The organism is Actinopolymorpha alba DSM 45243, from assembly GCF_000373925.1.
In the GTDB taxonomy this organism is placed as follows: domain Bacteria; phylum Actinomycetota; class Actinomycetes; order Propionibacteriales; family Actinopolymorphaceae; genus Actinopolymorpha; species Actinopolymorpha alba.
This window is the reverse complement of record NZ_KB892743.1, coordinates 73,719-97,107: the sequence shown is the minus strand read 5'-3', so window position 1 is coordinate 97,107 and position 23,389 is coordinate 73,719. Positions and strand designations below refer to the sequence as shown.

Below are 23,389 nucleotides of genomic sequence, written 5' to 3'. Positions count from 1 at the left end.
ATAAGACGTCCGAGGGGTCGGCTGACCCAGATGTCGGCTAGCGTAGTCAACACGCCGGAGCAGGAGAACGACGGAGGGCACGTGGGTGACCGACCGGACCAGGAATGCCCTGACGCCGTGACAGATCCTGGTCCAAATGGTTCGCCCGCCCAGTCCGGCGGCGTCGACAACGAAGTCGATGCTGCCACGCCAGCCGGCGCCGCGACCGACGCCCCCACCGATGACGCCGCAGCGTCCGCCGAAACTGCCACGATTGTCATCAACACGTCGGCAGCCACAGACGAGGCAGCCACGGACGGGTCCGTCGAGGATGAGCCGGCTGAGGATGAGCCGGCTGAGGAGGACCCGACCCAGCCGGCCCCGGTCGACGCAGACCTCGTTGGCTCAGAGCCGGCCACGGAGGAGGCTTCGGCGGCGTACGAACCCGGCGCCAAGCACGACGCCGAGCCCGACGGTCAAGACGAGCCCGACGATCAAGACGAGGACGAGGACGAGGACAGCGGCGGCGGCATGCGCCGGTGGACGCCCGTCCTGACGCGGGTGCTCGCGGCCGCGACGTTCGCGATCGCCGGCTTCCTCGGGGTGACAAGCGCGGTGAGCGCGGAGGGCACCGACCTGCGGGCCGAGCGGCAGACCGACGTCGCCGACCTGGCCCGGGCGCAACTCCAGCACAACCGCGCCCTCGACGCGAAGCTGTCCAAGCTACGGTCCGAGGTCGACGACCTCCTCGGTCCTCAGCACGGCAACGAGAACGCCGGCGACGCCCAGAAGAAGGCTGACACCCTCGCACCCGCCGTCGGGCTCACGCCGGTGGCGGGAGCCGGCGTGACGGTCATTCTGGACGACGCACCGGCCAGCGCCCGCAAAGAGGTCGCCGACCCCGACGCGCTCGTGGTGCACCAGCAGGACATCCAGGCTGTGGTCAACGCGCTCTGGGCCGGCGGCGCTGAGGCGATGACCATCCAGGATCAGCGGATCATCTCGACCTCCGCCATCCGGTGTGTCGGTAACTCGGTCGTCCTGCACGGCATCCCGTATCCCCCGCCGTACCGCATCCAGGCGATCGGCGGCACCGGCGGCATGATCGAGGCGTTGGGCGACTCGCCCGCGGTCGACATCTACCTGACCTACGCGAAGGACCCGAGGTACGGCCTCGGCTGGCAGCTCCAGCGGTCGTCGCGGCTCTCCCTGCCAGGGTTCGACGGGTCGCTCAACCTCAACTACGCCAAGGAACGCGACCCCGACGGCGGATAGAGCGAGTCGCGCTGAAACACGTCGCGGCGGCGGCCCCGTGCCGCGTCGACCAGGCGGGTCAGGACAATGGGCCGGTGACCGCACGCATCCTCGTCGTCGACAACTACGACTCGTTCGTCTTCAACCTGGTGCAGTACCTCTACCAGCTTGGCGTCGAATGCGACGTTCGTCGCAATGACGAACTCCAGCCGGCCGACGTCGAGGGCTTTGCCGGGGTCCTCCTGTCGCCCGGGCCAGGTACGCCGGAGCATGCCGGTGTCTGCGTGGACCTGATCAAGTACGCCGCCGGCCGGGTGCCGTTGTTCGGGGTCTGCCTGGGGTTGCAGGCGATGGCCGTGGCGTTCGGCGGAGTCGTCACGCGGGCGCCGGAGCTCCTGCACGGCAAGACCAGCAGGGTCCACCACAGCGGCGTTGGAGTGCTCGCCGGGCTGCCGGACCCGTTCACCGCGACCCGCTACCACTCGCTCGCGGTCGAGCCCGAGTCGGTGCCGGCCGAGTTCGACGTCACCGCCCAGACCACCTCAGGCGTCATCATGGCGCTCCGCCACCGCGAACTCGCCTGCGAGGGCGTGCAGTTCCACCCGGAGTCGGTGCTCACCGAGGGCGGTCACCGGATGCTCGCCAACTGGCTGGTGACCTGCGGCGAGGCCGACGCGGTCGAACGTTCGGCCGGCCTCGCGCCGGTGGTGACCCGGTCGGCGTCCGACCTCTGAACCCAGAAGGACGCCGACCCGTCCGCGGGCACCCGGGCAGGCTACGGCTGAGCGGGTGCCGGCTGGTCAGGGGCCTGTTGAGCGGGTGCCGGCTGGTCCGGTGCGGTGGTAGGTGCCGGCGCGGGCGTCGTCGACGGGGCATCGGGGATGATCCCCGGCAGGTCCGGGAATCCCGTGTCGGTCGGCGACGGTGTGGTCGGCTCCGGTGTGGGCGTGCTTGGCGGCGTCGTCGGCTCCGGATCCGGCTCCGGCGTCCTGGTCGGTTCCGGCTTAGGCGGCGGCTCGGGCGCGGGAGCGCGGGCCACCACGATCGTGACCGTCGACCCGATCTCCCGGCGCTGGCCGGGGTTGGGTACCTGCCTGATGACGGTGCCCTCCGATGAGTCGGAGGTGGTCTCCCACACCTTCCGGGCCTTGAAGCCCGCGTCGCCGAGCCGCGCCTCCGCCTCTGCGAGGCTCTGCTGGCGTACGTCCGGCACCTCGGCGAGGCCGCTCGAGAAGTAGATCGTGACGGTGCTCCCCTTGGGAACGACGGAGCCCTCGCTCGGGTCGATCCGGGTGACGGTGCCCGAGGCGGAGCTGGCCTCCTTGTCCTCGCGGTCGACGACCTTGAAGCCAGCCGTCGCCAGAACCGTCCTCGCCTCGGCGATCTGCTTGCCCACCACCTCGGGGACCGGCACCGTCGGCTTCCCTGAGGAGACGGTGATGTCGACGACCGAGTTGATCTGGACCGAGGCGCCGGGCTGGGGGCTCTGGGCGATGATCTGGCCCTTGGGGGCGCTGTCGCTGCCCGCGGACTTGGTCTGGCCGGGCCGGAGTTGGCTCTGGGCCAGGATCGTCCGTGCCTGCTCCTCAGTCTTGCCGATGAGGGTGGGCGCGACGACTGTCTTGGGTGCCCCGTCACCGCCGAGCATGTTGAAGCCGATGAAGCCCGCGACGCCGAGCACGAAGAGGATGGCGATCACCAGCATGACGTAGGCGGCCTTGCGCCCACGGTCGGGCCCTTCGTCGGGTTCGGGCTGGTGCCAGTCGCCGGCCATCGTGGCGTCGGGCGGCTCGTCGGGTGGCAGGAACCGCGCGGTCGCGTCGATGGGTACGACGGGCGCGTTCACCCGCTGGCCGGACAGGGCGCGCTCGATGTCCTCGCGCATCTCCGCCGCCGACTGGTAACGGTCGAGCGGCTTCTTCTGGAGGGCCTTGAGGGTGATCGCGTCCGCGACCGGCGGCACCTCGGGGTCGAGCATCGACGGCGGCCGCGGCTCCTCCCGCACGTGCTGGTACGCGACTGACACGGGCGAGTCGCCGACGAAGGGCGGCCGGCCGGTCATGAGTTCGTACAGCAGGCAGCCGGTGGAGTAGATGTCGCTCCGCGCGTCGACGGACTCACCGCGCGCCTGCTCGGGCGAGAGGTACTGCGCGGTCCCGATCACCGCGGCCGTCTGGGTCATCGTGGCGGAGGCGTCGGCGACCGCGCGGGCGATACCGAAGTCCATGACCTTGACGTCACCGCTCGGGGTGAGCATGACGTTGGCCGGCTTGATGTCGCGGTGGATGATCCCCGCCCGGTGGCTGTACTCCAGCGCGTCCAGGATGTCGGCGGTGATCTCCATCGCCCGCTCCGGCAGGATCCGGCGACCCTCACGGAGGACGTCGCGGAGCGTGCGGCCCTCGACGTACTCCATGACGATGTACGGCACGGACACGCCGTCGAAGGTCTCTTCACCGGTGTCGTAGACCGACACCACGGACGGGTGGTTGAGCGAGGCCGCTGACTGGGCCTCCCGCCGGAAGCGTGCCTGGAAGATCGGGTCGGTCGCGAGGTCGGGGCGCAGGGTCTTGACCGCGACCGTACGTCCGAGCCGGCGGTCGATCCCGATGCGTACCTCGGCCATACCCCCGTGACCGAGCACCTCGCCCAGGTCATACCGACCACCGAGGAATCTCGGCTCAGCCATGCCTGCCCTTTCGTTGCGGGGTCACCGGACTCATTTTCCGATCACCGCCTCCATGACGTCCTTCGCGATGGGCGCTGCGAGCTTCCCGCCGGAGATTTCGTTCCGGCCCACATCCGCCCGCTCGATAACAACGGCCACAGCCACCTTCGGGTTATCGGCGGGTGCGAAAGAGACGAACCAGGCGAACGGCGGCCGGTCGGGCGTGGTCTGTGCCGTACCCGTCTTGCCGGCAACTTGTACGCCGTCGATCTTCACCGGCTTGCCGGTGCCGTTCGGGCCCTCGACGACGTCGACCATCATCTGTGTGAGCTGGGACGCGACGCTCGACGAGACGGCCTGCGACACCACCTCCGGCTCCGTGATCTCCAGAGGCTGGAGGTCAGGCCCGTTGACCTTGCCGACGATGTAGGGCTTCATCACCTTGCCGCCGTTGGCGATGCCCGCCGTCACCATCGCCATCTGCAGCGGCGTCGCCGCGACGTCGTACTGACCGATCGAGCTCAACGCGGTCTGCGGCTTGTCGAGCTCGTCGGGGAACACGCTGGAGACGCCGCCGAGCTCGGGCAGGAACTTGGTGCCGAACCCGAACTTCTCCGCCTGATCACGCAGCGCCTTGTCGCCGAGCTTCAGGCCGAGGTCGGCGTACGCGGTGTTGCAGGACGTGGCGAGCGCCTCAGACAGCGTGATCTGCGCGGAGGAGCCGCACAGGCCGTCCTGCCAGTTGTTCATGGTGCGGGAGGTCTGCGGCAGGTCGAGCACGGCGGGTGCGGGGACCACCGTGTCTGGTCGGTAGCGCCCGGTCGAGAGTGCGGCGGCAGAGGTGACCAGCTTGAATGTCGAACCCGGTGGGTAGCGGCGCTGGGTCGCGCGGTTCTGCATCGGCTCGGCGGGGTTGTTCTGGGTCAGTTCCTTCCACGCTTCGGTGATGCTGGCCGAGTCGTGGGATGACAGCTTGTTGGGGTCGTACGACGGCTGGCTCACCATCGCGAGGACCTTGCCGGTGGACGGCTCGATGGCGACGACGGAGCCGCGCTTGTCGCCGAGTCCCTTGAGCGCCGCGCGCTGCGCGTCAGGGTTGATCGTGAGCTGGACGCTGCCGCCCTGGGGCTGGCGGTTGGTGATGAGGTCGACGATGCGCCGGACGAAGAGCCGGTCGTCGGTGCCGGAGAGGACGGAGTTCTGGTCGGACTCGATGCCGCTCCGGCCGTAGATGTAGGAGTAGTAGCCCGTGAGGTGGCCGTACAACTCGGGGCTGCGGTACTTCCGTAGGTAGATGAGGTTGTCGTTGGTCTTCACGGAGTAGGCCACCTGGGTGCCGCCCACCAGGATGGGTCCGCGCTGGCGGGCGTACTCATCCAGCGTCACCCGGCGGTTGCCGTCCCGGGCGTTGAGCTCGGGTGCCTGGAACACCTGGATGTAGTTGGCGTTCGCCAGGAGGGCGCAGAACAACACCATGAAGCCGACCGCGATGCGTCGGATCGGACGGTTCATCGGGACATCACCGGCGTACCACCACCTGCGTCAGAGCATCTTCGGTCGGCGCGGCGGGAAGCGTCGCGGGCCGCCTCGCTTGGTCGCTGATCCGCAACATGAGCGCGACGAGCGCCCAGTTGGCTACCAGTGAGGAACCCCCGTAGGACAGGAACGGCGTGGTGAGACCGGTGAGCGGGATCAGCTTGGTCACACCGCCGACCACGACGAACACCTGGATCGCGAAGACGGCCGCGACACCGGTCGCGAGCAGCTTGCCGAAATGGTCGCGGCACACGAGCGCCGTGCGCAGGCCGCGTTCGACGATGATGCCGTAGAGCACGAGGATCGCCATCAGGCCGGTGAGCCCGAGCTCCTCGCCGATCGCCGCGATGATGAAGTCGCTCTTGGCGAGCGGCACGAGGTTCGGGTGACCTTCGCCAAGGCCACGGCCGAGGAGTCCGCCGTACGCGAAACCGTAGAGCGACTGGATGATCTGGTAGGCGCCCTCGCGGTACTGCGGATCGAACGGATGCAACCAGGCGTTGATGCGGTTGGCGATGTGGGAGAACTGCGGGATGTGGAGCGACGTGGCCGCGATGTAGGCGAACCACGCCCCGCCGGCGAACAACCCGCCGCCGACGAAGAGCCAGCCGGGGCGTTCGGTCGAGACGTACAACAGGACGACGAACGCACCGAAGAACAGCAGCGCCGTGCCGAGGTCACGCTGGAAGACCAGGATGGCGAGGCTGATCAACCAGGCGGAGAGGATCGGCCCGAGGTCACGGCCGCGGGGAAGGTCGATGCCGATGAACCGCCGGCCGGCGAGCGCCAACGCGTCCTTCTTGACCACGAGGTAGCCGGCGAAGAACACGATCAGGCAGACCTTGGCGATCTCGCCCGGCTGGAAGGACAGGCCGGCGAACCTGATCCAGATCTGCGCGCCCTGGAAGCGGACGCCGAGGCCGGGCACCAGCGGCAGGAGCAGGAGCCCGACACCAGCGAACAGCGCGGTGTAGGTGGCCCGCTGGAGTCGGCGATGGTCACGGATCACCAGCAGGACCAGGATGAACGCCGCGACACCGACCGCGGTCCAGGTCAGCTGGAGCGGTGCGTCGGCGCGCGGGAGGGACTCTCCGTTGGCGCGGGCGTTCTCGATCTTGGTGAGGTCGAGCCGGTGGATGAGGGCGAGACCGAGGCCGTTGAGGAAGACGACGCACGGCAGGAGCAGCGGATCGGCGTACGGCGTCATGATGCGGACGATCACGTGCGCGATGCCAACCAGGATCGCGAGGCCGGCGCCGTAGGACAGGACCTGCTGGGAGAGTTTGCCGGTGACGGTGATGCCGACGATCGCGTAGGCGCCGACGGCCACCGCGAGGGCGACGACGATCAACACAAGCTCCGCACCGCGGCGCTTGCGTACCTGAACAGCAGGGTTTGGCTGGGCCTCGCTCACTTCGTGCCTGTCGGGTCGGGGGTTGGGGCCGCGTCGTCACCGCACTCGAGTGGAAGGTCGGGTGCGGCGGCGACTGTCCGCGTTCCGGACGTGGCACGCGGGTCAGCCGACGTGCTGGCGGTGGGCGCGAGTGCGCCGCCCGGCCGCCTGCCGGGGCTGGTTGTCAGGGAAGGTGTGGGGGCCGGTCCGGTCTGCGTCGGGGTCCGGCCGGGGGTCGGCGCGGGTCGGGGTGCGGGCGGCGTCGCGCACTTGGTCGCGATGTCCTGGAGCATGGCCACGATGGACTTGGCCTCGCCTAGGTTGTCAGCCGCGATGGTGTTGGTGACCCGCTCACGGTGGTACGGCGGCAGCTTGGTCAGCTCCAGCGGCTCGACTTGGTAGAGGTCCGACAGCCGGATGCCCGGGACCTGCTGCGCGATGCCGCGAAAGATCGCGACCCGGGGCTGCCTCGGCGTGCCGCCGGTCGTGTCGTCTGAGTAGGCGCCGACGTAGTACTGCTCCTGCGTCCAGTTGAACGCCCAGCGGGCACCAACGCCGATGAGACCGAGCACCACCGCGGCGCCGACGAGGCGGAACAACCAGCGAAACCGGCGCGGCGGGCGGGGTGCGTAGCGGAGCTCCTCCTCCAGATCGGGCTCGTCGAGCTGGAGGCCCTCGTCGAGGGCGTTCGGGGGTTGGGTGGCGGGCAGCATCGGTGGCCCGGGCTGGCTCGGAACGCCGGGACCGCCGAACATCGTGTGCTCAGCCGTGGCCGGGCCGTCGTAGTGGAGCGCCGGGTCGGCCTCGTTAACCGCGCCGACGAGGGCGGGTACGCCCGAGACGGGCTGGCTCGCCTCGACCACGTCGGCCACCACGCAGGTGACGTTGTCGGGGCTGCCGTGGAGGAGCGCGCGTTCGATCAGGCTGATGGCGGCATCCTCGGGCGTGCTGGCGCGGATGAGGATGTCGGCGATCGCGTCGTCCTTGACCGCGGCGTTGTCGAGCCCGTCGCTGCACAGAAGGAGCCGGTCGCCGGGGTCGAGCTCGATGGCGAAGAGATCGGGTCGCGCGTCCTGCCGCCCTTCGAGCACCCGGATGATCAGGGAACGGTGCGGGTGGTGCTCGGCTTCCTCAGGCGTGATGCGGCCCTCGTCGACCAGCGACTGGACGAAGGTGTGGTCGTGGGTCAGCATCCGCAGCCGGCCCTCACGGAGCAGGTAGGCGCGGGAGTCGCCGATGTGGGCGATGTGGGCGTTCTCACCGTCGAAGAGGACGGCGGTGAGGGTGGTGCCCATCCCCTCAAGGTGCGGGTCAGCGTCGATGCGGGCCGCGATCCGGGCGTTCGCGTCACTCGCGGCCTGGCCGAGGACCTGCTCGGGGTCACGATGCCCAGGAGTGTCGAGCGCGCGCACCGTCGCGATCGTGATCGCGCTGGCGACGTTGCCACCCACGGCGCCGCCCATGCCGTCGGCGACGGCCAGCAGGTGCGGCCCGGCATAGCCGGAGTCTTCGTTCCGGTTCTTCGGGCCGAGACCGACGTCGGAGTGTGCGGCGTAGCGGAGCGCGAGCGTCATCCTGCCTTCTTTTGGCCATGAGAGGTCGTCGCTTGGACAGGTGAGGTGCGGACGCCACGGCTCCGCGGCATGGTGCCGGCAACGCCCACGGCCACCCTCGACCGCACAAGCTCAGAGGTCATCGTTCCGCGCCTACTTGTAAAGCTCGATGATCGTCTTGCCAACCCGAACCGGTATCCCCGATCCGACTGCGGTTGGCCCGTGAATACGGGACTCTCCCACGAACGTGCCGTTGGTGGAACCCAGATCCTCGACGTACCACGTCCCGCCCTGTGGGCGCAGCACGGCGTGCCGGGTGGAGACGTACTCATCGTCGATGTGCAGCTCGCACTCGGACCCCCTGCCGATCGCCAGCGGGGTGTCTCCAAGGGGTACCTGGAGGCCGGCGCTGGCGCCCTGCACCACGACAGCCGCGGAGGGTTCGCCCTTGCGGCGCCGGGGTGGCCGGGTCGGCTTGGCCGGCTTGGGTCGGCGTTCGCCCCGGGCCGGGGGTGTGACCCGGCTGCCGAACAGGTCGGACCTGATCACCGACACTGTCGAGAGGACGAACAGCCAGAGCACCGCGAGGAACCCGAGCTTGATGATCGTGAGGGTGAGCTCGGACACTACTGCGCTCCGTCGGGCCGGCGTACAACGAGAAGGGTGTTGCCGAGCAGGATCTGACTGCCGTCCCGCAGTGGTGCGTAGTCGACGCGCTGCCCGTTGACGACGATGCCGTTGGTGGATCCGAGGTCGTGGATCGCCACGGTGTAACCGGGACCGTCCTGGACGACGCGGATCTCGGCGTGCCGTCGCGACACCCCAGGGTCGGTGATGCGGAGATCGGCCTCAGAACCCCGACCGAGCACGATGCCCGGAGGCTCGAGGGGGTGGCGCTGGCCATTGACCTCGAGGTAGGGCGCGGGAGCACGGGCGGGCGCCGGTGGGCGGAACTGCTGGGCGCCCGGGGGATGCCGCCGGTCAGGGGGTCCTTGGGGGAACGGCGGCGGGCCTGGCGGCGGCTGACCCGGACGGCGGTTTGGGGTCACGGCCGCGACCGCGCTGCCGTGGACCCGGAACCTTCCGGTCGAGAGCTTGTCCTGCCGATTGAAGGCCACCGTGACCGGACCAGTGAACGCGTAGCGCTGCGTGCTCGCATGCCTGTTCACAACCTCCGCGAGCTCCGTGCTCAGGGCGTTGGTGTAGGGAGCGAGCCGGTCGTAGTCACTCGGCGAGAGCTCGATGGTGAAGTCGTTGGGTACCAGGCTCGCGTCCCTCGACAGCACCTGCGCGGAGTTGTCCATCTCGCGCTGAAGGGCTGAGGCGATCTCGACCGGCTGGACGGCTGACCGGAAGACGCGTGCAAAGGTCCCGGTGACGAGGCCTTCCAGGCCTCGTTCGAAGCGACGAAAGACTCCCACGGGTACCTCCTTCCCGCGTCGACGGTGCCAATGTTTCGGTCGATCGTAACCGTCGTTCCCGGTCGTGGCCGCCTCCTACCGTCGGTTGCCTCCGATGTATCCCGCATGTCTGGATCTGTGACCGTGCCCTGGAGGGCCCGGAGCCGGGTGGGCGGCGGATGGCAGGGGCCCGGAGAGACCCCGGCGCGGCGAGGGGCGGGCGCGGGGGTCGTGCTAACCTCTATCCGCCCTGGCCTGCTGGGGTGAAGTGCGCGCGAGTGGCGGAATAGGCAGACGCGCAGGATTCAGGTTCCTGTGCCCGCAAGGGCGTGGGGGTTCAACTCCCCCCTCGCGCACCCATTGTTCAGTCCAGATCCGTTCGGTCAAAGACCGGACGCAGGCGGTCTCGTGACGCCGTGAGGTGTGCACGCATCGCGACGTCAGCGTTCTCCGGTCGGCCCGACCGGATCGCCTCGACGATGTGCCGGTGTTCGTCGACGGCGGATGCGCCGATGCCGCTGCCGTAGTAGAGCCGGAAGATGTGCAGATGCGCGTGGAGCCGCTCGAACGTCGTCGCCAGGAGCGGATTGCCTGAGAACGTGTGGATCAGGGCATGGAAGCGCTCGTCGTGCGCCGTGAGCGCGCGGTAGGCGTCGTATGTCCCCTCCGACGGGATGTCCTTGAGATCGTCGAAGGCAGCCTCGAGCTGGCGGTGCTGTGCGGCCGTCGAGAGTTCGGCGGCCCGAGCCGCGGCCCAGGGTTCCAGAAGGAAGCGCAGTTCGAAGAGCTGCTCGAACTCCTCCCGGCTGAGAAGCGGAGCGATGGTGTAGCCACGCAGTGGCTGCTTGACGATCAGTCCGTCAGACTCCAAGCGCGCGAGCGCCTCGCGGACAGGTGTCTGTGAGACCTGGAGGGCGCGGGCGAGTGCGTCGATGTTGAGGTGCGCGCCGGGAGCGAGGTCATGGTCCATCACCATCGCCTTGACGGTTTCGTAGACATCGTCTGTGAGGATGCGCCGTTGCGGGACGCGGTCCGACGACAGCTGAATCTCGACCATGAGATCTCGTCTCCCCACCCGTGTGCGGTCGGCTGGGTATCCTAGCCGCCCCGCTTCCCGCACCCGCTCCCTTTTTGGTCGGGCCGATGTGCAACTGTGGGTGATATGTCCGAAACGTTCGTTCCCGAGCCCACCGCCGATGACGCTGTCGCGTTCCGGCGGGGTGAGCTCAATCCACGCGAGTACGCCGCCGCGATCTGCGCACGGATCGAGACCGTCGACGCCGAGCTCGAGGCGTTCGTCGCGGAGCCTGAGCGTCGTGAGCGTCTCCATGCGGAGTTGCGGGAGCTCGTACGGCGATGGCCCGACGTGGAGGACCGCCTTCCGTTGTTCGGTGTACCCATCGGGGTCAAGGACGTCCTGCACGTCGACGGGCTTCCCACCCGGGCAGGCTCGCGGCTGGCGCCGGAGACGCTCGCTGGCCCGGAGGCGTCCGTGGTGACCCGGCTCCGTGCGGCCGGTGCGGTCGTCGCGGGCAAGACCGTCACCGCGGAGTTCGCGTTCACCGCACCGGGGCCCACCCGCAACCCCCACGATCGTGACCACACGCCGGGCGGGTCGAGCAGCGGCTCGGCGGCCGCCGTGGCTGCCGGGATGGTGCCGCTGGCGCTGGGGACGCAGACGGTGGGCTCGGTGATCCGGCCGGCGGCGTACTGCGGCGTGGTCGGCTTCAAGCCCGGCTACCGGCGGATTCCCTCAGGCGGGCTGATCTCGAACGCGCCGACATTCGACACGGTGGGATTCCTCTGCAGGGACCTCGAGTTGCTGACTGCCGCCTCCAGCGCGGCGTGTACGGCGTGGCGGGTCGGCGTCCGAATCGAGCGGATGCCCGTGCTCGGCGTCCCCGCCGGCCCTTACCTCGAGCAGGCTGAGCCCGAGGCGCTGAAGGCGTTCGAGGACCAGGTCGCCCGGCTGGGCGCCGCGGGGTTCCCGATCCGCCGGGTGGAGATGCTGTGCACGATCCACGAGGTCAACCAGCGCAACGCCGTCATCAATCTGGCGGAGCTCGCGCACTCCCACGTCCACCTTTTCCCCACGCACTCCGAGCGCTACCACGAGACAACCGCGGCGGCGATCCGCGAGGGTCAGCAGGTGCCGCGCGCGGCCTACGAGCGGGCGCTCGCCGAACGCGAGGAGTTCGCCGCCCAGATCGTCGACCTGATGGACACGCACAACGTCGACCTGTGGATCGCGCCGGCCGCGACGGGTCCGGCGCCGGAGGGGCTCGGATCTACCGGCAGCCCGGTGATGAACCTGCCGTGGACGCAGGCCAGGTTCCCGGTCATCACCGTGCCGGTGGGGCGCGCCACAGGCGGGCTCCCACTCGGTCTGCAGTGCGTCGGTCGACCGGGTGCTGACGAGCTCCTCCTCGGTCGCGCGCACCTGCTGATGCGGGCGCTGGCGCGGTCGAGGTGACGCCGGCGGGGTAGTCGCTTCAGCGGCTGAGGTTGCGGCGGATCTGCTCGAGCGCCTCGATGAGCTCGCGGCGCTGGGATTCGCTGAGGGTGGCGAGTGCCCGGTCGGAGAGGGTACGCATCTCCTCGTCGAGGATGGTCTCGAGTTCCCGGCCGCGTTTCGTGAGGCGGATCCGCACCAGCCGGCGGTCATGCGGGTCGGGTTCGCGGGTGACGAGGCCGGCGGCTTCCATCCGGATGGCGGCCCGGGTGACGGTCGGGGTGGCGAGACCGAGGCGCCGTGCGAGTTCGCCGGGTGCCAGGCCGTCGTCCTGCCACAGGCACATGAGCAGGAACTGCTGCCCGTCGCGAACGCCGTGTCGGCGGTAGGCGACGTCGGCGGCTTCGGCCATGGCGCGCTTCGTCGCCCAGAAGACAGTCGGGAACTCGTCTCTGGGCCGACTCGCCTTGGGCTCGCTCACTGTGCCATCCTCCTCCACCGACCGGCTGGTGCTCAGCTCATGACCGATGATCGCGCGGAGCGGACCGCCTCGGCCAGACGACTGACGGCCGGGTGGACCGCGCCGTCCGGCAGGTTGCCGTAGCCGAGGACGAGCGCGGGCGCGGACGGGTCGGGACTGAGCCGGTAGGTGTCGAGGTCGGCCACCTTCACCCCAGCGGCCGCCGCGCCCGTGACCACCGCGTCGGCCGGTGTGGCCGGATCGAGCTGGAGCACCAGGTGCAGTCCCGCGGCGGCACCGGAAAGCGTGCTGTCCGGTAGCTGCGTACCAATCGCGCCGACCAGCGCGTCCCGGCGGCGCCGATAGCGTTGTCGGGACGCGCGAAGGTGGCGGTCGTAACCGCCCGATTCGAGAAACTGCGTGAACGCCAACTGGTCGAGGAGCGGTGGGCTTGGAAGAGCCTTCGTGTCGTCGCGGAGCATGCTGGTCCAGGCACGTGGGGTGACCATCCAACCGATCCCCAGAGCTGGCGACAGCGTCTTCGACAGCGATCCGAACAGCGCGACATGCCGCGGCTCGACGCCTTGAAGCGTTCCGACCGGCCGCCGGTCGTATCTGAACTCCGCGTCATAGTCGTCCTCGAGGATCACGCCGTCGACACCGCGGACCCAGGCGAGGAGGGCCGCCCGGCGTTCGGGAGCGAGAACCGCCCCGGTCGGGAACTGGTGGGCGGGCGTCAGGAGTACGGCGCGTACGTCGGGTTGGCGTACGAGCGCGTCGACCACGAGACCATCGGCGTCAACGGGGATGCCGACGAGTTCGACGCCGAGGTCGGCGACCGCCTGGCGCAGGCGTGTCCAGCCCGGGTCCTCGACGGCGATGCGGTTGATTCCCCTGGCGCGTAGGACGCGGCACAACGCCGTGACACCCGAGGTCACGCTCGAGGTGACGGTGACGTCGGCCGGTTGCGCGTCAGCACCCCGGACTCGCCGGAGGTAGGCGGCGAGTACCTCTCGTAGCCGAGGCGCCCCGCTGCGTTCGGGGTAACCGAGCTCGGTATGGGGCAGGGTCGTGAGTTGGGACTGGATCGCGTCAGCCCATCGACGGCGCGGGAACTCCCGCAGGTCGGGCAGACCGGGTGCGAGGTCGTAGCGGGGTGTCGGCAACTCTGGTCGAACCTGCCGGCGACCTTCGGGGACGTCAGCGGGCCGGTCCTGCGGGTCCAGCCGCCGGATCCTGGTAGCTGATCCCGTCCTGCCGGCGAGGTATCCCTCGGCGATCAGCTGCTCGTACGCCTGGGTGACGACCCAGCGCGAGCAGCCGAGGTCCGCGGCCAGTGCTCGGCTGGGTGGGAGTGCGCTGTCTGGCGCGAGTACGCCGTCCCGGATCGCGGTACGGAGGGCACGCGTCAGGCGCTCGTGCAGCGGACCGGGACCGGCAGTGTCGAGGTCGAGAAGAACGTCACAGGCCAGCTTGGACTGGGGTGCGGGCACGACACCGAATGGTATGCCCAGGCCAATGCGCCGCGATGGGGCCATGGAATGATCACGTTTACGTGGTCATTCCATGCTTCACATGGCACCGACACCGTGCGAGGCAGGCAATGACCACGTAAACGTGATCATTCCGCGCGGCGCGGGCGGAGGCTGTCGCAGGCGAGGGCGACCATGTGGCCGTGCGGGCGTACGTCGCGCACCTGCCGCTCCATCGAGACGCAACCCACGAGCAGGGCTCGGACGTCCACGACATCCACGTCGTCGCGGACCGCGCCCGCTCCTTGGGCGCGAGCGAGGAGTTCACCGAGCCCGTCCGTGAACGCCTGATGGGTGCCTGCGGGGGGCTCCTTGAGTTTGGGTCCGCCCCCGGCCTCGAGTGCCTCGCAGAGGTCCTTGTTGAGCATCGCGCGTTCGACGGTCTCGGCGAAGAACTCGAAGAATGCCGCGCCCGGGTCTTCTCCGCCGGCCCGGGTCTGCGCGTCGTCCACGAGCTTCGCCATCCGCTCCGCGATCACGGCCTCGAACAACGCCTCTTTGGTGGGGAAGTGGCGGTAGACGGTGCCGGCGCCGACTCCGGCCCGCCGGGCGATCTCGTCGAGCGGCACCGACAGGCCCTCGGCCGCGAACGCCTCCTGGGCTGCCGCGAGGACCCGGGCCCGATTGCGGCGGGCATCGGCGCGCATCGAGGGGGTCTTTCCTGGCGCGTCTGCGCTCGGCGACGCGGGTTGCTTGGCCATCAGGCGGATGCCTTCCTTCGACGCCGCATTGCAAAACGGGGCGCGCGTTCCGTATGGTCTAACCGGGCTGTGCGTTCCGATTCTAGTTGTGGAGGCAGGCGTGAGCCATTCAGACAAGATCATCCTCGTCACAGGTGCGACCGGGCAGCAGGGCGGTGCGACCGCTCGCCGTCTGCTGGCGGACGGCTGGCAAGTGCGGGCCCTCACCCGTACGCCGTCCAGCTCGGCGGCAAAGGCACTCAAGGCGGCCGGCGCCCATCTCGTGACCGGCGACCTGAGCGACCCGGCGTCGCTCGAGGTCGCCCTGCGCGGTGCATACGGCGTCTTCAGCGTCCAGTCCCCGCCCATGCGCCCGGGGCAGTCACCCGACTTCGGCTGGGAGGAGGAGATCAGCTGGGGCCGGAACGTCGCGGACGTGGCCAAGGCCGCCGGCGTCCACCATCTCGTCTACACGTCGGCGATCGGTGCCGATCGACGCATCTCCGGGCTTCGCAACCTGGAGAACAAATGGGAGATCGAGCAGCACATCCGGTCCCTCGACCTGCCGGCCACGATCCTGCGCCCGGTCTCCTTCATGGAGAACTACGTCCACCCGCTGTTCGGCCTCCGTGATGGACAACTCATGACCGCGCTCAGGCCGGGCGTGCGCCAGGAGCTCATCGCGGTGGACGACATCGGTGCGTTCGCCGCGTTCGCGTTCGCCGATCCTGACCGTTATCGCGGACGGGCCATCGACATCGCCGGGGACGAGCTCACTGGCCCGCAGATCGCCGACGCGATCAGTCGGGCGACCGGCCGGAGCGTTCCGTACGTCCAGATCCCGATCGACGTGCTCCGGCAGACCAGCGAAGAAGCCGCCCGAGGTTATGAGGCGCTCAACGCCAAGGAGGAAAGCTGGGTGGACGTCCCCGCCCTGCGCGAGGAGTATCCCAGCCTGATGGACTTCGAGACGTGGCTGGAAAGGACCGGCGCGGCGAGGATCAAGGAGCTCCTCGCCGCCTGAGCCAGCTGAATCAGCGCGGGTGTGACGGCATACGGCATCCACCATTCGGTGGATGCCGTCACCGTCGTACGGCGGATGCGAGAAATCCGCCGCAACGAAGCACAGCGCTGGCCGCTCGGGCGATCCGCCCGGACCCGCTTCGGCATGAAGCTTGGTTCCGTCAAGAAGGCGGGAGCAAGGAGAGCAGGCGGCCATGCCGGTCATCGAGGTCACCAACCTGCACAAGCGCTACGGCGACAAGGTGGCGGTGGACGACGTGTCGTTCACCGTGGAGCAAGGAGAGATCTTCGGGATCCTCGGCCCCAACGGCGCCGGCAAGACGACCACAGTGGAATGCATCGGGGGGCTGCGGCACCCAGACGGCGGCAAGGTCCGCGTGTTGGGGCTTGATCCGCGGCAGGCTGAGCTACGGCAGCGGCTGGGCATCCAGCTGCAGGAGAGCGAACTCCCAGAGCGGTTGAAGGTCTGGGAGGCGCTGGATCTCTACAGCTCGTTCTACCGCTCGCCGGCGGACTGGAACCACCTGATCGACGAGCTTGGGCTCGCGGAGAAGCGCGACACCGCTTACAAGAAACTGTCCGGTGGCCAGAAGCAACGGCTGTCGGTCGCGCTCGCGCTGGTCGGCAACCCCGAGGTCGCGATCCTCGACGAACTCACCACCGGTCTCGATCCACAGGCGCGCCGGGACACCTGGGACCTGGTGGAGCAGATCCGCGCCAGGGGCGTCACGATCCTGCTCGTCACCCACTTCATGGAAGAGGCCGAACGCCTGTGTGACCGGATCGCCGTCATCGACGCGGGTCAGGTCGTGGCGATCGACAGCCCTGCCGGCCTGGTCGCCCGGGTCAACGACGAGCAGCGGATCACCTTCCGGCCGGCGGCCCCGGTGGACGACAAACTGCTTCTCGACCTGCCCGAGGTGACCGGAGTGACCCGCGCGGGCGCCCGGCTGGTGGTGACAGGGACCGGAAACGCGCTGGCCGCGGTCACCTCCGTCCTTGCCCAGCACCAGGTCGTCGCCCACGAACTCAGGGTCGAGCAAGCCAACCTTGACGACGCCTTTGTCCAGCTCACCGGCCGTGCCCTGCACGACTGATCACTCTGACCACAAGGAGAAGAACCATGGCCGCGCTGGTCAAGGTGACCGTTGTCGAGTCGAGACTGTTCCTGCGGGACGTGGCGAACGCGTTCTTCGCGGTGGCCCTACCGAGCCTGATCCTGGTGATCCTCGGGGCCATTCCCGCCCTCCGTACGCCTGACGAGACGTTCGGCGGACAGAGATTCGTCGACTTCTTCGTTCCGTCGCTGGTGGTGATCACGCTCGCGACCCTGGGCGTCAACACGATGCCCGTCCGGCTCGCGACGTACCGCGAGAAGGGCATCCTCCGCCGGCTCTCGACCACGCCCGTGAATCCGGCGAACCTGCTCATCGCCCAACTCCTGATCAACGGCGTCGCCGCGATCGTGGCGGTGGTCCTGTTGGTCCTGATCGGGCGACTGGTGTTCGACATCCCGCTTCCCCAGCACCCGCTGGGTTTCGTGGCGGTCTTCATCGCGGGCGGGGCATCGCTGTTCGCGCTCGGCCTGGTCGCGGCGGCCGTCGCACCGACCGCCCGTTCCTCCGCGGCGGTCGCGTTGCCAATCTTCTTCGTGTCGATGTTCTTCGGCGGCGTCTATTTGCCGAGGTTCCTGCTTCCGGAGTTCCTGGTCCGGATCGGCGACTACGTGCCGCCGGGAGTCCAGGCCCTGCAGGATGCCTGGACCGGCACCGGCCCCGAACCCCTGCAGCTGGTGATAATGGCGGCGATCGCGGTGGCGGCCAGCGTCGTCGCGGCGAGGCTGTTCCGCTGGGAGTAAGTCGTAGGAGGAAGGGCAGCGTGCTTCAGAAGCAGCAGTCGGTCAGCCGGCTGGACGCCTGGGAGCGGCGTGAGATGCCGGTCTATCGCGCCCTCCCCTACGTCCTGCTCGCCCTCTCGGTGATCGTGACGGTGTTCCAGCCCATCCCCTCGACGGCTTACCTCGTGGGCGTACTCTGCGTCTCCGCCGTGACGATCGGTTGGATCTTCTTCTTCGTCACGCTTCGGCCGGTTCGGGTCGAACGCCCACGTCTTGCGGGTATTTATCTCGCCGGGCTCCTGGTCTGTGCGGGCGTTCTGGTCGCCATGGCGCCGTGGTTCGGCATCTTCGCGTGGGTCGGTTACATCCACGCGACGGTCTTCCTCCCGGGACGTTGGAGCTACGCGGGGATCGCGGGGACCGGGACGATCACGGCCTTCTCACAGACGGGCAGCATCTTCGAGCCCACCGCGGCCTGGCTGGGCACCTACCTCGCTCTCGTCGCGGTCAACGTCCTGCTGGCCAGCACGATGGGCTTCTTCGCGCTGGTCGCCAGCGAGCAGGGCGAGAAGCGGAAGAAGACGATCGAGGAACTCGCTGAGGCCAACTCCCGGCTCACGGCGATGATGCGGGAGAACGCCGGCCTCCACGCGCAGCTCGTGGCGCAGGCCCGAGAGGCCGGCATCCACGACGAACGCCAGCGGATGGCGCAGGAGATCCACGACACCCTCGCGCAGGGGTTGACCGGCATCATCACCCAACTCGAGGCATCCGGGCAGGCGGGTGACGATCCATCCGAACGTCAACGTCACCTCGACGCGGCCATGCGGCTCGCCCGGGAAAGCCTGTCGGAGGCGCGGCGTTCGGTCCACGCACTACGACCGGAGGCGCTGGATGCTGGCCACCTGCCGGACGCCCTGGCCGAGGTCGTCGAACGCTGGGCGGAGGTCAACGGCGTGGCCGCCCAGGTCACCACGACCGGGAACCCTCGCCCACTTCACCCCGAGGTCGAGGTGGCCCTGCTCCGCACCGCTCAGGAAGGCCTGGCCAACGTCGCCAAGCATGCCAACGCCTCCCGGGTTGGTCTGACGCTGTCTTACATGGAGGACGTGGTGACGCTGGACGTACGCGACGACGGTGTGGGCTTCGATCCCGAACGCCAACCCGCGGCGCCCGATCGCGACGGTGGCTTCGGCCTGATCGCCATGCGGCAGCGGGTGCACCGCCTTGCCGGGCGGCTCGAGATCGAGTCGGAGCCGGGCGGCGGCACCGCGATCTCGGCGAGCCTGCCCGCCATCGCGGCCGGAGGTGTGGGCTGAATGAGCGCTCCCACGACACCGATCGGCCTGCTCATCGTCGACGATCACCCGGTGGTCCGAGACGGGTTGCGGGGGATGTTCGCCGGCGACCCGAGGTTCGAGGTGCTCGGCGAGGCGGCCGACGGTGCTGAGGCGGTCAGTCGGGCCCTGGTCCTGCTACCGGACGTGGTGTTGATGGACCTGCGGATGCCCGGGGTGGACGGTGTCACCGCGATCCGGCAGCTGGCCGAGCGTAAGGTGCCGGCTCGCGTTCTGGTGCTGACGACGTACGACACCGACACCGACGTGCTGGCGGCGATCGAGGCCGGCGCGACGGGCTATCTCCTCAAGGACGCGCCGCGCGAGGAACTGTTCCGTGCGGTGACCGCGGCGGCCCGTGGTGAGTCGGTGTTGTCGCCGGCGGTGGCGACCCGGCTGCTCGGACAGGTACGCCAGCCGGCGAAGGAACCCCTGAGCCAGCGCGAGCTTGAGGTCCTCACCCTGATCTCGCAGGGCTCCACCAACCGCGAGGCCGCCGCGCGGCTGTTCATCAGCGAGGCGACGGTCAAGACGCACGTGCTGCACATCTACGCCAAGCTGGGGGTCAACGACCGGGCGGCGGCTGTGGCGACGGCGTTCGAGCGCGGCCTCCTCACGCCGCGCGGCCGACCCTGAATGACCACGTATACGTGGCGCGTACCTGCTTCACATGGCACCGACACCGTGTGAGGCAGGCAATGACCACGTATACGTGATCATTGAGGGTCGACCGCGCGTCTCTCATGCAGCGGCCAGCAGGTTGAGCACGGGTGCGCCGGCGGCGAGATGGGCGGCGTGCCGGGCGCTCGCGATGGTGACCTCACTGAGGAGCCCGGGCGCCGCGACCTGGTCGCCGACAAGGTAAACCCCGTCCCCACGATCGATCGCCGGCCGGTCCCGCCACGTCGTACCCGGCAGGTCGAGCGCACCGGTACGCCCGGCCGCGACCGCACTCCGCTGCCAGGTGGTCCGCTCCCGCCAGCCAGGCAACGCCAGGTCGAGCATCCGGCCGAGCCGTTCGATCCCGGCCGCCTTGGACTCGCCCGGACCTAGCGGCATCTGCGCCTGGATCAGCGACTCACCGGCCGGCGCGACGGACGGGTCGGGCCCGGAGTACCGCTCCAGGAAGCCCGCCTCGTCGAGGTCGAACACCAAGAAGGTGTCTCCCCGCTGACGTCGTACGCCCACATCGAGCATCGCGGTCCGCCCGCTCTCCCAGCGCAGCGAGTCGTCATCGAGCAGGCGCCGGGCGGCGTCGAGGGAGGTCGCGACGATCACCGGGTTGCTGGCCGGCAGCGTATCGACCCGGGCGTCCGTCGTGATCTGGACGCCGAGTTCCCGAGCCCGCGCGGCCAGCCGGTCGACCGCCCCCTGCCAGCCACCCACGACGTACCTCGCCGCCGGATAGGCTGGGCGGGTGACCCGGAGGAAGCGTTGCCACACGAACGCCGCCGACAGCCGGCCCGGGTCCGCGTCGAACGCCACGACCCCCATCATGTGGGCCATGGCACGAGCGCTCTCCTCCCCGAACCGCGCGGCCGCCCAACTGGTGAAGGTCTGGTCCACCGGCGCCCGCAGGCGCCGACTGCCGAGCGGTCGCAGCAGCGACGCCGGCGGTGTGGCCCGCAACCGGCCCTGGTGACGGAACCTCAGCCGGAGCCCGTCAAGGAGCGGGACCTTCGCGGCCGGCGTCACGAGGCCCCGGCTGACCAGCCAGGACCAGTGCGGGCCGTCGCTGTAGAAGACGTGCGGTCCGTCGTTCGCGATGTACGGCGCCTCGGTCGACCGTGCCCGACCCCCCAAGGTGCGGTGGGACTCGAAGAGTTCCACCTGTGCTCCGGCCTCGGCGGAGGCGATCGCGGCCACGAGACCACCAAGGCCGCCCCCGATAACTGTCACTTTGCGCATACTGCACCTTCTGCCCTGGACTCGATGACTCTGATCCCTACACTCCGGAGACGAGACGGGCCGCGCGGCCGTGACATCCCGACAGTGACGTGCCGACCGGGTGTGGCGTGAACGACGCGAGGGGGCAGCGCGATGAAGGCGTCCCGGCGATCGGTGCTCGCGATGGTGACGGTGCTCGCCTGCGCCGCGCTCGGCGTGGTGTCCGGGCCGGGGCCGGCCTGGGCGGCGGCGAACGACAACAACGTCGAATGGAACGGCCTCTTCCACGACCAGGGACCGCTCTACGTGTCCACGGCGGAGCCGAGTTAACCCCACCCAGAAGAAGTCCTGGGGGCAGAGCGTTTTCGCCGACTCGCCGGCGGTCAACAGCAGTGTGTTCTTTGGTGGGGATCTCCAGGGAGTTCGCCAGAACCTCGGCTATCTCAAGAACACCGGCGGGAATGCGGCGTTCTCCAGCCTGGTCTCTGATATCCACAGCTCGTCCAACGGGCCGGCCGGGCGAATCGTGCTCGACGGTGTCTTCAACCACAGTGGTAGCTGGGCGAAGTGGTTCGACCGCGGGAACGTCTGGCCGAGCGTGACCGGTGCGTACGAGTCGCAGGCGAGCCCGACGTACAGCTGGTACACGTTCCAGAGTTGGCCGAACTCCTACTCGAGTTTCTTCAATACCACGCCGAGCATGCCGAAGTTCGACTTCGGCTCCGCTGGTTCCGCCGTACGCCAGGCGATGTACGGCTCGACCGGGTCGGTCGCGCAGAAGTGGCTCCGTCAATACGGCATTGACGGCTGGCGGCTGGACGCGGCGCAGTACGCCGACGCGGGTGGCGGGAACGGCAGCAACGCGACCAATCACCAGATCTGGTCGGAGTTCCGGGCCGCCGTGAAGGGTGCCAACCCGTACGCGTTGGTCTTCGGGGAATACTGGGGCAACGCCAATTCCTGGACCTCCGGTGGCCAGTGGGATTCCGTGACCAACTTCGACGGCTTTACCCAACCGGTGTCGGAATGGATCACGGGCCGTGACTACGGCAACAACCCCGCCTCGATAAGCACGTCGCGGTTTGACGCCTGGCTGCGCGGGACCCGGGCCAATTACCCGACGCCCGCGCTGCAGGCGATGAGCAACCACCTGTCCAACCACGACATCACGAGGTTTGGGACCCGCGCCGGCGGCGATATCTGGAAGACCTATCTCGCGCACTTCTTCCAGCTAACGTACGTTGGCGTTCCGACGATCTACTACGGCGACGAGTACGCCATGCAGGGCGGTGCGGACCCCGACAACCGGCGTACCTTCGACTGGTCGCAGGCGACCACCGCCAACAGTTCGGTCGCTTTGGTCAAGAAACTGATCGCGATTCGCAAGGCCTATCCGGCGCTACGCACCGGGTCGTTCCTCACCCTCGGCGTGGACGACGCCACGAAGATGTACGCCTTCGGCCGGATGGACGCGCGCAACCGGATCGCGGTGCTGCTCAACAACGACTCCACCAGCCATCCGTACCGGATCCCCGTCTACCAGCTGTCGGTGCCTGACGGGAGCACGATGACCGACGCCGTGACGGGAGCGTCGTACACCGTGGCGAACGGCGAGGTCACGGTCACCGTGCAAGGGCACTACGGCGCGATCCTGGTTCACTAGCCGGTGGGTTGAGGTCACGGAAGTCTGGACTGCGTTTTCGGACGGTGATCAAACGGTGAAGAGGCGGAGTTCGACGCCGATCGAGTCGGCGAGGTGGTTCAGATCATCCGGATCGCTGGTGACAACCGAGGCTTGGTACTGGACGGCGATGGCGACGACGATCGCATCCACCACGTCGGCAGTCCCGGCCGCACCGCAGGCGACGCCGGCGGCGCGCCCGATGCGTTCGTCGTCGGGGCGAATATCGCATCCCTTGAGGACGCGGGAGATTTGGTGCTGAGGGCAACCGCGCCAGGCTTGGGCGAGGACCACTACCGGAACGATCGGGCGGATGCGGGCGGCGGTCAGCTCATCGTGCAGGGCGAGGAAGTCGGGTTTGCGCCGTCCGGCGGCTAGTACGGCGCCGGTGTCGTAGACGATCGTGCGCACTTACCGGGCCGTCCGCCACGGCTCGTCGTCGAGCAGTCCGGTCTCCAAAAGGAACTCGCGGGCACGTCGCCGGGACTCCTCTGGCAGCCTGCCGTGCTCGCTCTCGTATTCCGCGACCAATTCCCGGGCAGCAGCACGACCCGCCGCGTGCAAGGCGGCGAGGTGGGCCTTCTCGACGGCGGCCTCGGCCAGCCACGCGGAAACCGGCTTGCCCTCTTCCGCCGCAGCTGCCTTGATCGTCTCCTCGACCTCGGGAGGCACTGAGATCGACAGCTTCCGTGCACTCATGGCGCCACCATGGCGCGT

At 69.0% G+C, this 23,389-nt stretch carries 23 protein-coding genes and 1 tRNA gene; 11 read left to right on the top strand and 13 right to left on the bottom strand.

The window, feature by feature from the left end; translation table 11 throughout:
* Positions 1-30 precede the first annotated feature (30 nt).
* Positions 31-1,254 carry a DUF881 domain-containing protein gene (locus tag B141_RS51355; RefSeq protein WP_237742664.1) on the top strand — a complete coding sequence of 408 codons (1,224 nt, stop codon included), beginning with the start codon at positions 31-33 and terminating at the stop codon, positions 1,252-1,254.
* Positions 1,255-1,328: 74 nt separating this feature from the next.
* A complete protein-coding gene (locus B141_RS0110030) occupies positions 1,329-1,967 on the top strand; it encodes an aminodeoxychorismate/anthranilate synthase component II (protein ID WP_020575027.1) in 639 nt (212 codons plus the stop codon).
* Positions 1,968-2,008: 41 nt separating this feature from the next.
* On the opposite strand, the gene pknB is transcribed toward B141_RS0110030, so the two are convergent.
* The 6 genes from pknB to B141_RS0110000 form a co-directional block, all read right to left on the bottom strand.
* Complete coding sequence (gene pknB, locus B141_RS0110025; protein ID WP_020575026.1) at positions 2,009-3,922, bottom strand: Stk1 family PASTA domain-containing Ser/Thr kinase; 1,914 nt, start codon at positions 3,920-3,922, stop codon at positions 2,009-2,011.
* Positions 3,923-3,952: 30 nt separating this feature from the next.
* Positions 3,953-5,413, bottom strand: a complete 1,461-nt coding sequence (locus B141_RS0110020; RefSeq protein ID WP_020575025.1) for a peptidoglycan D,D-transpeptidase FtsI family protein — start codon at positions 5,411-5,413, stop codon at positions 3,953-3,955.
* A 7-nt stretch (positions 5,414-5,420) separates the two neighbouring features.
* Positions 5,421-6,851, bottom strand: coding sequence for an FtsW/RodA/SpoVE family cell cycle protein (locus B141_RS0110015; RefSeq protein ID WP_020575024.1), 1,431 nt, complete (start codon positions 6,849-6,851; stop codon positions 5,421-5,423).
* Positions 6,848-8,404, bottom strand: a complete 1,557-nt coding sequence (locus B141_RS39905; RefSeq protein ID WP_020575023.1) for a PP2C family protein-serine/threonine phosphatase — start codon at positions 8,402-8,404, stop codon at positions 6,848-6,850. The genes B141_RS0110015 and B141_RS39905 overlap by 4 nt, the downstream gene beginning before the upstream one ends.
* A gap of 132 nt (positions 8,405-8,536) precedes the next feature.
* On the bottom strand, positions 8,537-9,010 hold the full coding sequence (locus B141_RS0110005) for an FHA domain-containing protein FhaB/FipA (RefSeq protein WP_020575022.1): 474 nt from the start codon (positions 9,008-9,010) through the stop codon (positions 8,537-8,539).
* Entirely contained in the window at positions 9,010-9,804 is a 795-nt protein-coding gene (locus B141_RS0110000; protein ID WP_020575021.1) for an FhaA domain-containing protein, read from the bottom strand. Before B141_RS0110000 ends, B141_RS0110005 begins: the two co-directional genes overlap by 1 nt.
* A gap of 251 nt (positions 9,805-10,055) precedes the next feature.
* Between B141_RS0110000 and B141_RS0109995 the strand changes: the two genes are divergently transcribed.
* A tRNA-Leu gene (locus B141_RS0109995) sits at positions 10,056-10,139 on the top strand.
* A gap of 8 nt (positions 10,140-10,147) precedes the next feature.
* Here the strand turns inward: B141_RS0109995 and B141_RS0109990 are convergent.
* On the bottom strand, positions 10,148-10,840 hold the full coding sequence (locus B141_RS0109990) for a GntR family transcriptional regulator (RefSeq protein ID WP_020575020.1): 693 nt from the start codon (positions 10,838-10,840) through the stop codon (positions 10,148-10,150).
* Between the two features lie 105 nt (positions 10,841-10,945).
* Here B141_RS0109990 and B141_RS0109985 point away from each other — a divergent pair, with 105 nt between their 5' ends.
* The gene (locus B141_RS0109985) at positions 10,946-12,256 is read left to right on the top strand and encodes an amidase (RefSeq protein WP_020575019.1); all 1,311 of its coding nucleotides are present in this window, start codon (positions 10,946-10,948) and stop codon (positions 12,254-12,256) included.
* Positions 12,257-12,275: 19 nt separating this feature from the next.
* Here B141_RS0109985 and B141_RS0109980 read toward each other — a convergent pair whose 3' ends face one another.
* From B141_RS0109980 to B141_RS0109970, 3 genes are all read right to left on the bottom strand, one after another.
* The gene (locus B141_RS0109980; RefSeq protein WP_020575018.1) at positions 12,276-12,716 is read right to left on the bottom strand and encodes a MarR family winged helix-turn-helix transcriptional regulator; all 441 of its coding nucleotides are present in this window, start codon (positions 12,714-12,716) and stop codon (positions 12,276-12,278) included.
* Positions 12,717-12,748: 32 nt separating this feature from the next.
* Positions 12,749-14,188, bottom strand: coding sequence for a MocR-like pyridoxine biosynthesis transcription factor PdxR (pdxR, locus tag B141_RS0109975; protein WP_202805718.1), 1,440 nt, complete (start codon positions 14,186-14,188; stop codon positions 12,749-12,751).
* 128 nt (positions 14,189-14,316) lie between these two features.
* Positions 14,317-14,928: a TetR/AcrR family transcriptional regulator gene (locus B141_RS0109970; RefSeq protein ID WP_020575016.1), complete on the bottom strand. Its 612-nt coding sequence runs from the start codon at positions 14,926-14,928 to the stop codon at positions 14,317-14,319.
* Between the two features lie 100 nt (positions 14,929-15,028).
* On the opposite strand from B141_RS0109970, the gene B141_RS0109965 reads away from it, so the two are divergent.
* The 5 genes from B141_RS0109965 (at position 15,029) to B141_RS0109945 (ending at position 19,740) form a co-directional block, all read left to right on the top strand.
* Positions 15,029-15,931, top strand: a complete 903-nt coding sequence (locus B141_RS0109965) for an NmrA/HSCARG family protein (RefSeq protein WP_020575015.1) — start codon at positions 15,029-15,031, stop codon at positions 15,929-15,931.
* A gap of 193 nt (positions 15,932-16,124) precedes the next feature.
* Entirely contained in the window at positions 16,125-17,027 is a 903-nt protein-coding gene (locus B141_RS0109960) for an ABC transporter ATP-binding protein (protein WP_020575014.1), read from the top strand.
* A gap of 26 nt (positions 17,028-17,053) precedes the next feature.
* Entirely contained in the window at positions 17,054-17,788 is a 735-nt protein-coding gene (locus B141_RS0109955; protein WP_020575013.1) for an ABC transporter permease, read from the top strand.
* Positions 17,789-17,808: 20 nt separating this feature from the next.
* On the top strand, positions 17,809-19,086 hold the full coding sequence (locus tag B141_RS0109950) for a sensor histidine kinase (RefSeq protein WP_020575012.1): 1,278 nt from the start codon (positions 17,809-17,811) through the stop codon (positions 19,084-19,086).
* On the top strand, positions 19,087-19,740 hold the full coding sequence (locus B141_RS0109945) for a response regulator (protein WP_020575011.1): 654 nt from the start codon (positions 19,087-19,089) through the stop codon (positions 19,738-19,740).
* A gap of 105 nt (positions 19,741-19,845) precedes the next feature.
* Here B141_RS0109945 and B141_RS0109940 read toward each other — a convergent pair whose 3' ends face one another.
* On the bottom strand, positions 19,846-21,003 hold the full coding sequence (locus B141_RS0109940) for an NAD(P)-binding protein (RefSeq protein ID WP_202805717.1): 1,158 nt from the start codon (positions 21,001-21,003) through the stop codon (positions 19,846-19,848).
* Between the two features lie 141 nt (positions 21,004-21,144).
* On the opposite strand from B141_RS0109940, the gene B141_RS49115 reads away from it, so the two are divergent.
* Together B141_RS49115 and B141_RS39900 are read left to right on the top strand one after the other, a co-directional pair.
* Positions 21,145-21,321, top strand: coding sequence for a twin-arginine translocation signal domain-containing protein (locus B141_RS49115; RefSeq protein ID WP_020575009.1), 177 nt, complete (start codon positions 21,145-21,147; stop codon positions 21,319-21,321).
* 64 nt (positions 21,322-21,385) lie between these two features.
* A complete protein-coding gene (locus B141_RS39900; RefSeq protein ID WP_020575008.1) occupies positions 21,386-22,654 on the top strand; it encodes an alpha-amylase family glycosyl hydrolase in 1,269 nt (422 codons plus the stop codon).
* A gap of 48 nt (positions 22,655-22,702) precedes the next feature.
* Here B141_RS39900 and B141_RS0109930 read toward each other — a convergent pair whose 3' ends face one another.
* Both B141_RS0109930 and B141_RS0109925 read right to left on the bottom strand, forming a co-directional pair.
* Positions 22,703-23,083, bottom strand: a complete 381-nt coding sequence (locus B141_RS0109930) for a PIN domain-containing protein (RefSeq protein ID WP_020575007.1) — start codon at positions 23,081-23,083, stop codon at positions 22,703-22,705.
* Positions 23,084-23,371: a hypothetical protein gene (locus B141_RS0109925; protein WP_020575006.1), complete on the bottom strand. Its 288-nt coding sequence runs from the start codon at positions 23,369-23,371 to the stop codon at positions 23,084-23,086.
* Positions 23,372-23,389: the final 18 nt, after the last annotated feature.

Excerpts from the sequence above, each read along its gene's own strand:
- B141_RS51355 (WP_237742664.1), top strand. The coding sequence starts at position 31 with ATGTCGGCTAGCGTAGTCAACACGCCGGAGCAGGAGAACGACGGAGGG.
- pknB (WP_020575026.1), bottom strand. The coding sequence starts at position 3,922 with ATGGCTGAGCCGAGATTCCTCGGTGGTCGGTATGACCTGGGCGAGGTG.
- B141_RS0110020 (WP_020575025.1), bottom strand. The coding sequence starts at position 5,413 with ATGAACCGTCCGATCCGACGCATCGCGGTCGGCTTCATGGTGTTGTTC.
- B141_RS39905 (WP_020575023.1), bottom strand. The coding sequence starts at position 8,404 with ATGACGCTCGCGCTCCGCTACGCCGCACACTCCGACGTCGGTCTCGGC.
- B141_RS0109990 (WP_020575020.1), bottom strand. The coding sequence starts at position 10,840 with ATGGTCGAGATTCAGCTGTCGTCGGACCGCGTCCCGCAACGGCGCATC.
- B141_RS0109985 (WP_020575019.1), top strand. The coding sequence starts at position 10,946 with ATGTCCGAAACGTTCGTTCCCGAGCCCACCGCCGATGACGCTGTCGCG.
- B141_RS0109970 (WP_020575016.1), bottom strand. The coding sequence starts at position 14,928 with ATGGCCAAGCAACCCGCGTCGCCGAGCGCAGACGCGCCAGGAAAGACC.
- B141_RS0109960 (WP_020575014.1), top strand. The coding sequence starts at position 16,125 with ATGCCGGTCATCGAGGTCACCAACCTGCACAAGCGCTACGGCGACAAG.
- B141_RS0109955 (WP_020575013.1), top strand. The coding sequence starts at position 17,054 with ATGGCCGCGCTGGTCAAGGTGACCGTTGTCGAGTCGAGACTGTTCCTG.
- B141_RS0109945 (WP_020575011.1), top strand. The coding sequence starts at position 19,087 with ATGAGCGCTCCCACGACACCGATCGGCCTGCTCATCGTCGACGATCAC.
- B141_RS49115 (WP_020575009.1), top strand. The coding sequence starts at position 21,145 with ATGAAGGCGTCCCGGCGATCGGTGCTCGCGATGGTGACGGTGCTCGCC.
- B141_RS0109925 (WP_020575006.1), bottom strand. The coding sequence starts at position 23,371 with ATGAGTGCACGGAAGCTGTCGATCTCAGTGCCTCCCGAGGTCGAGGAG.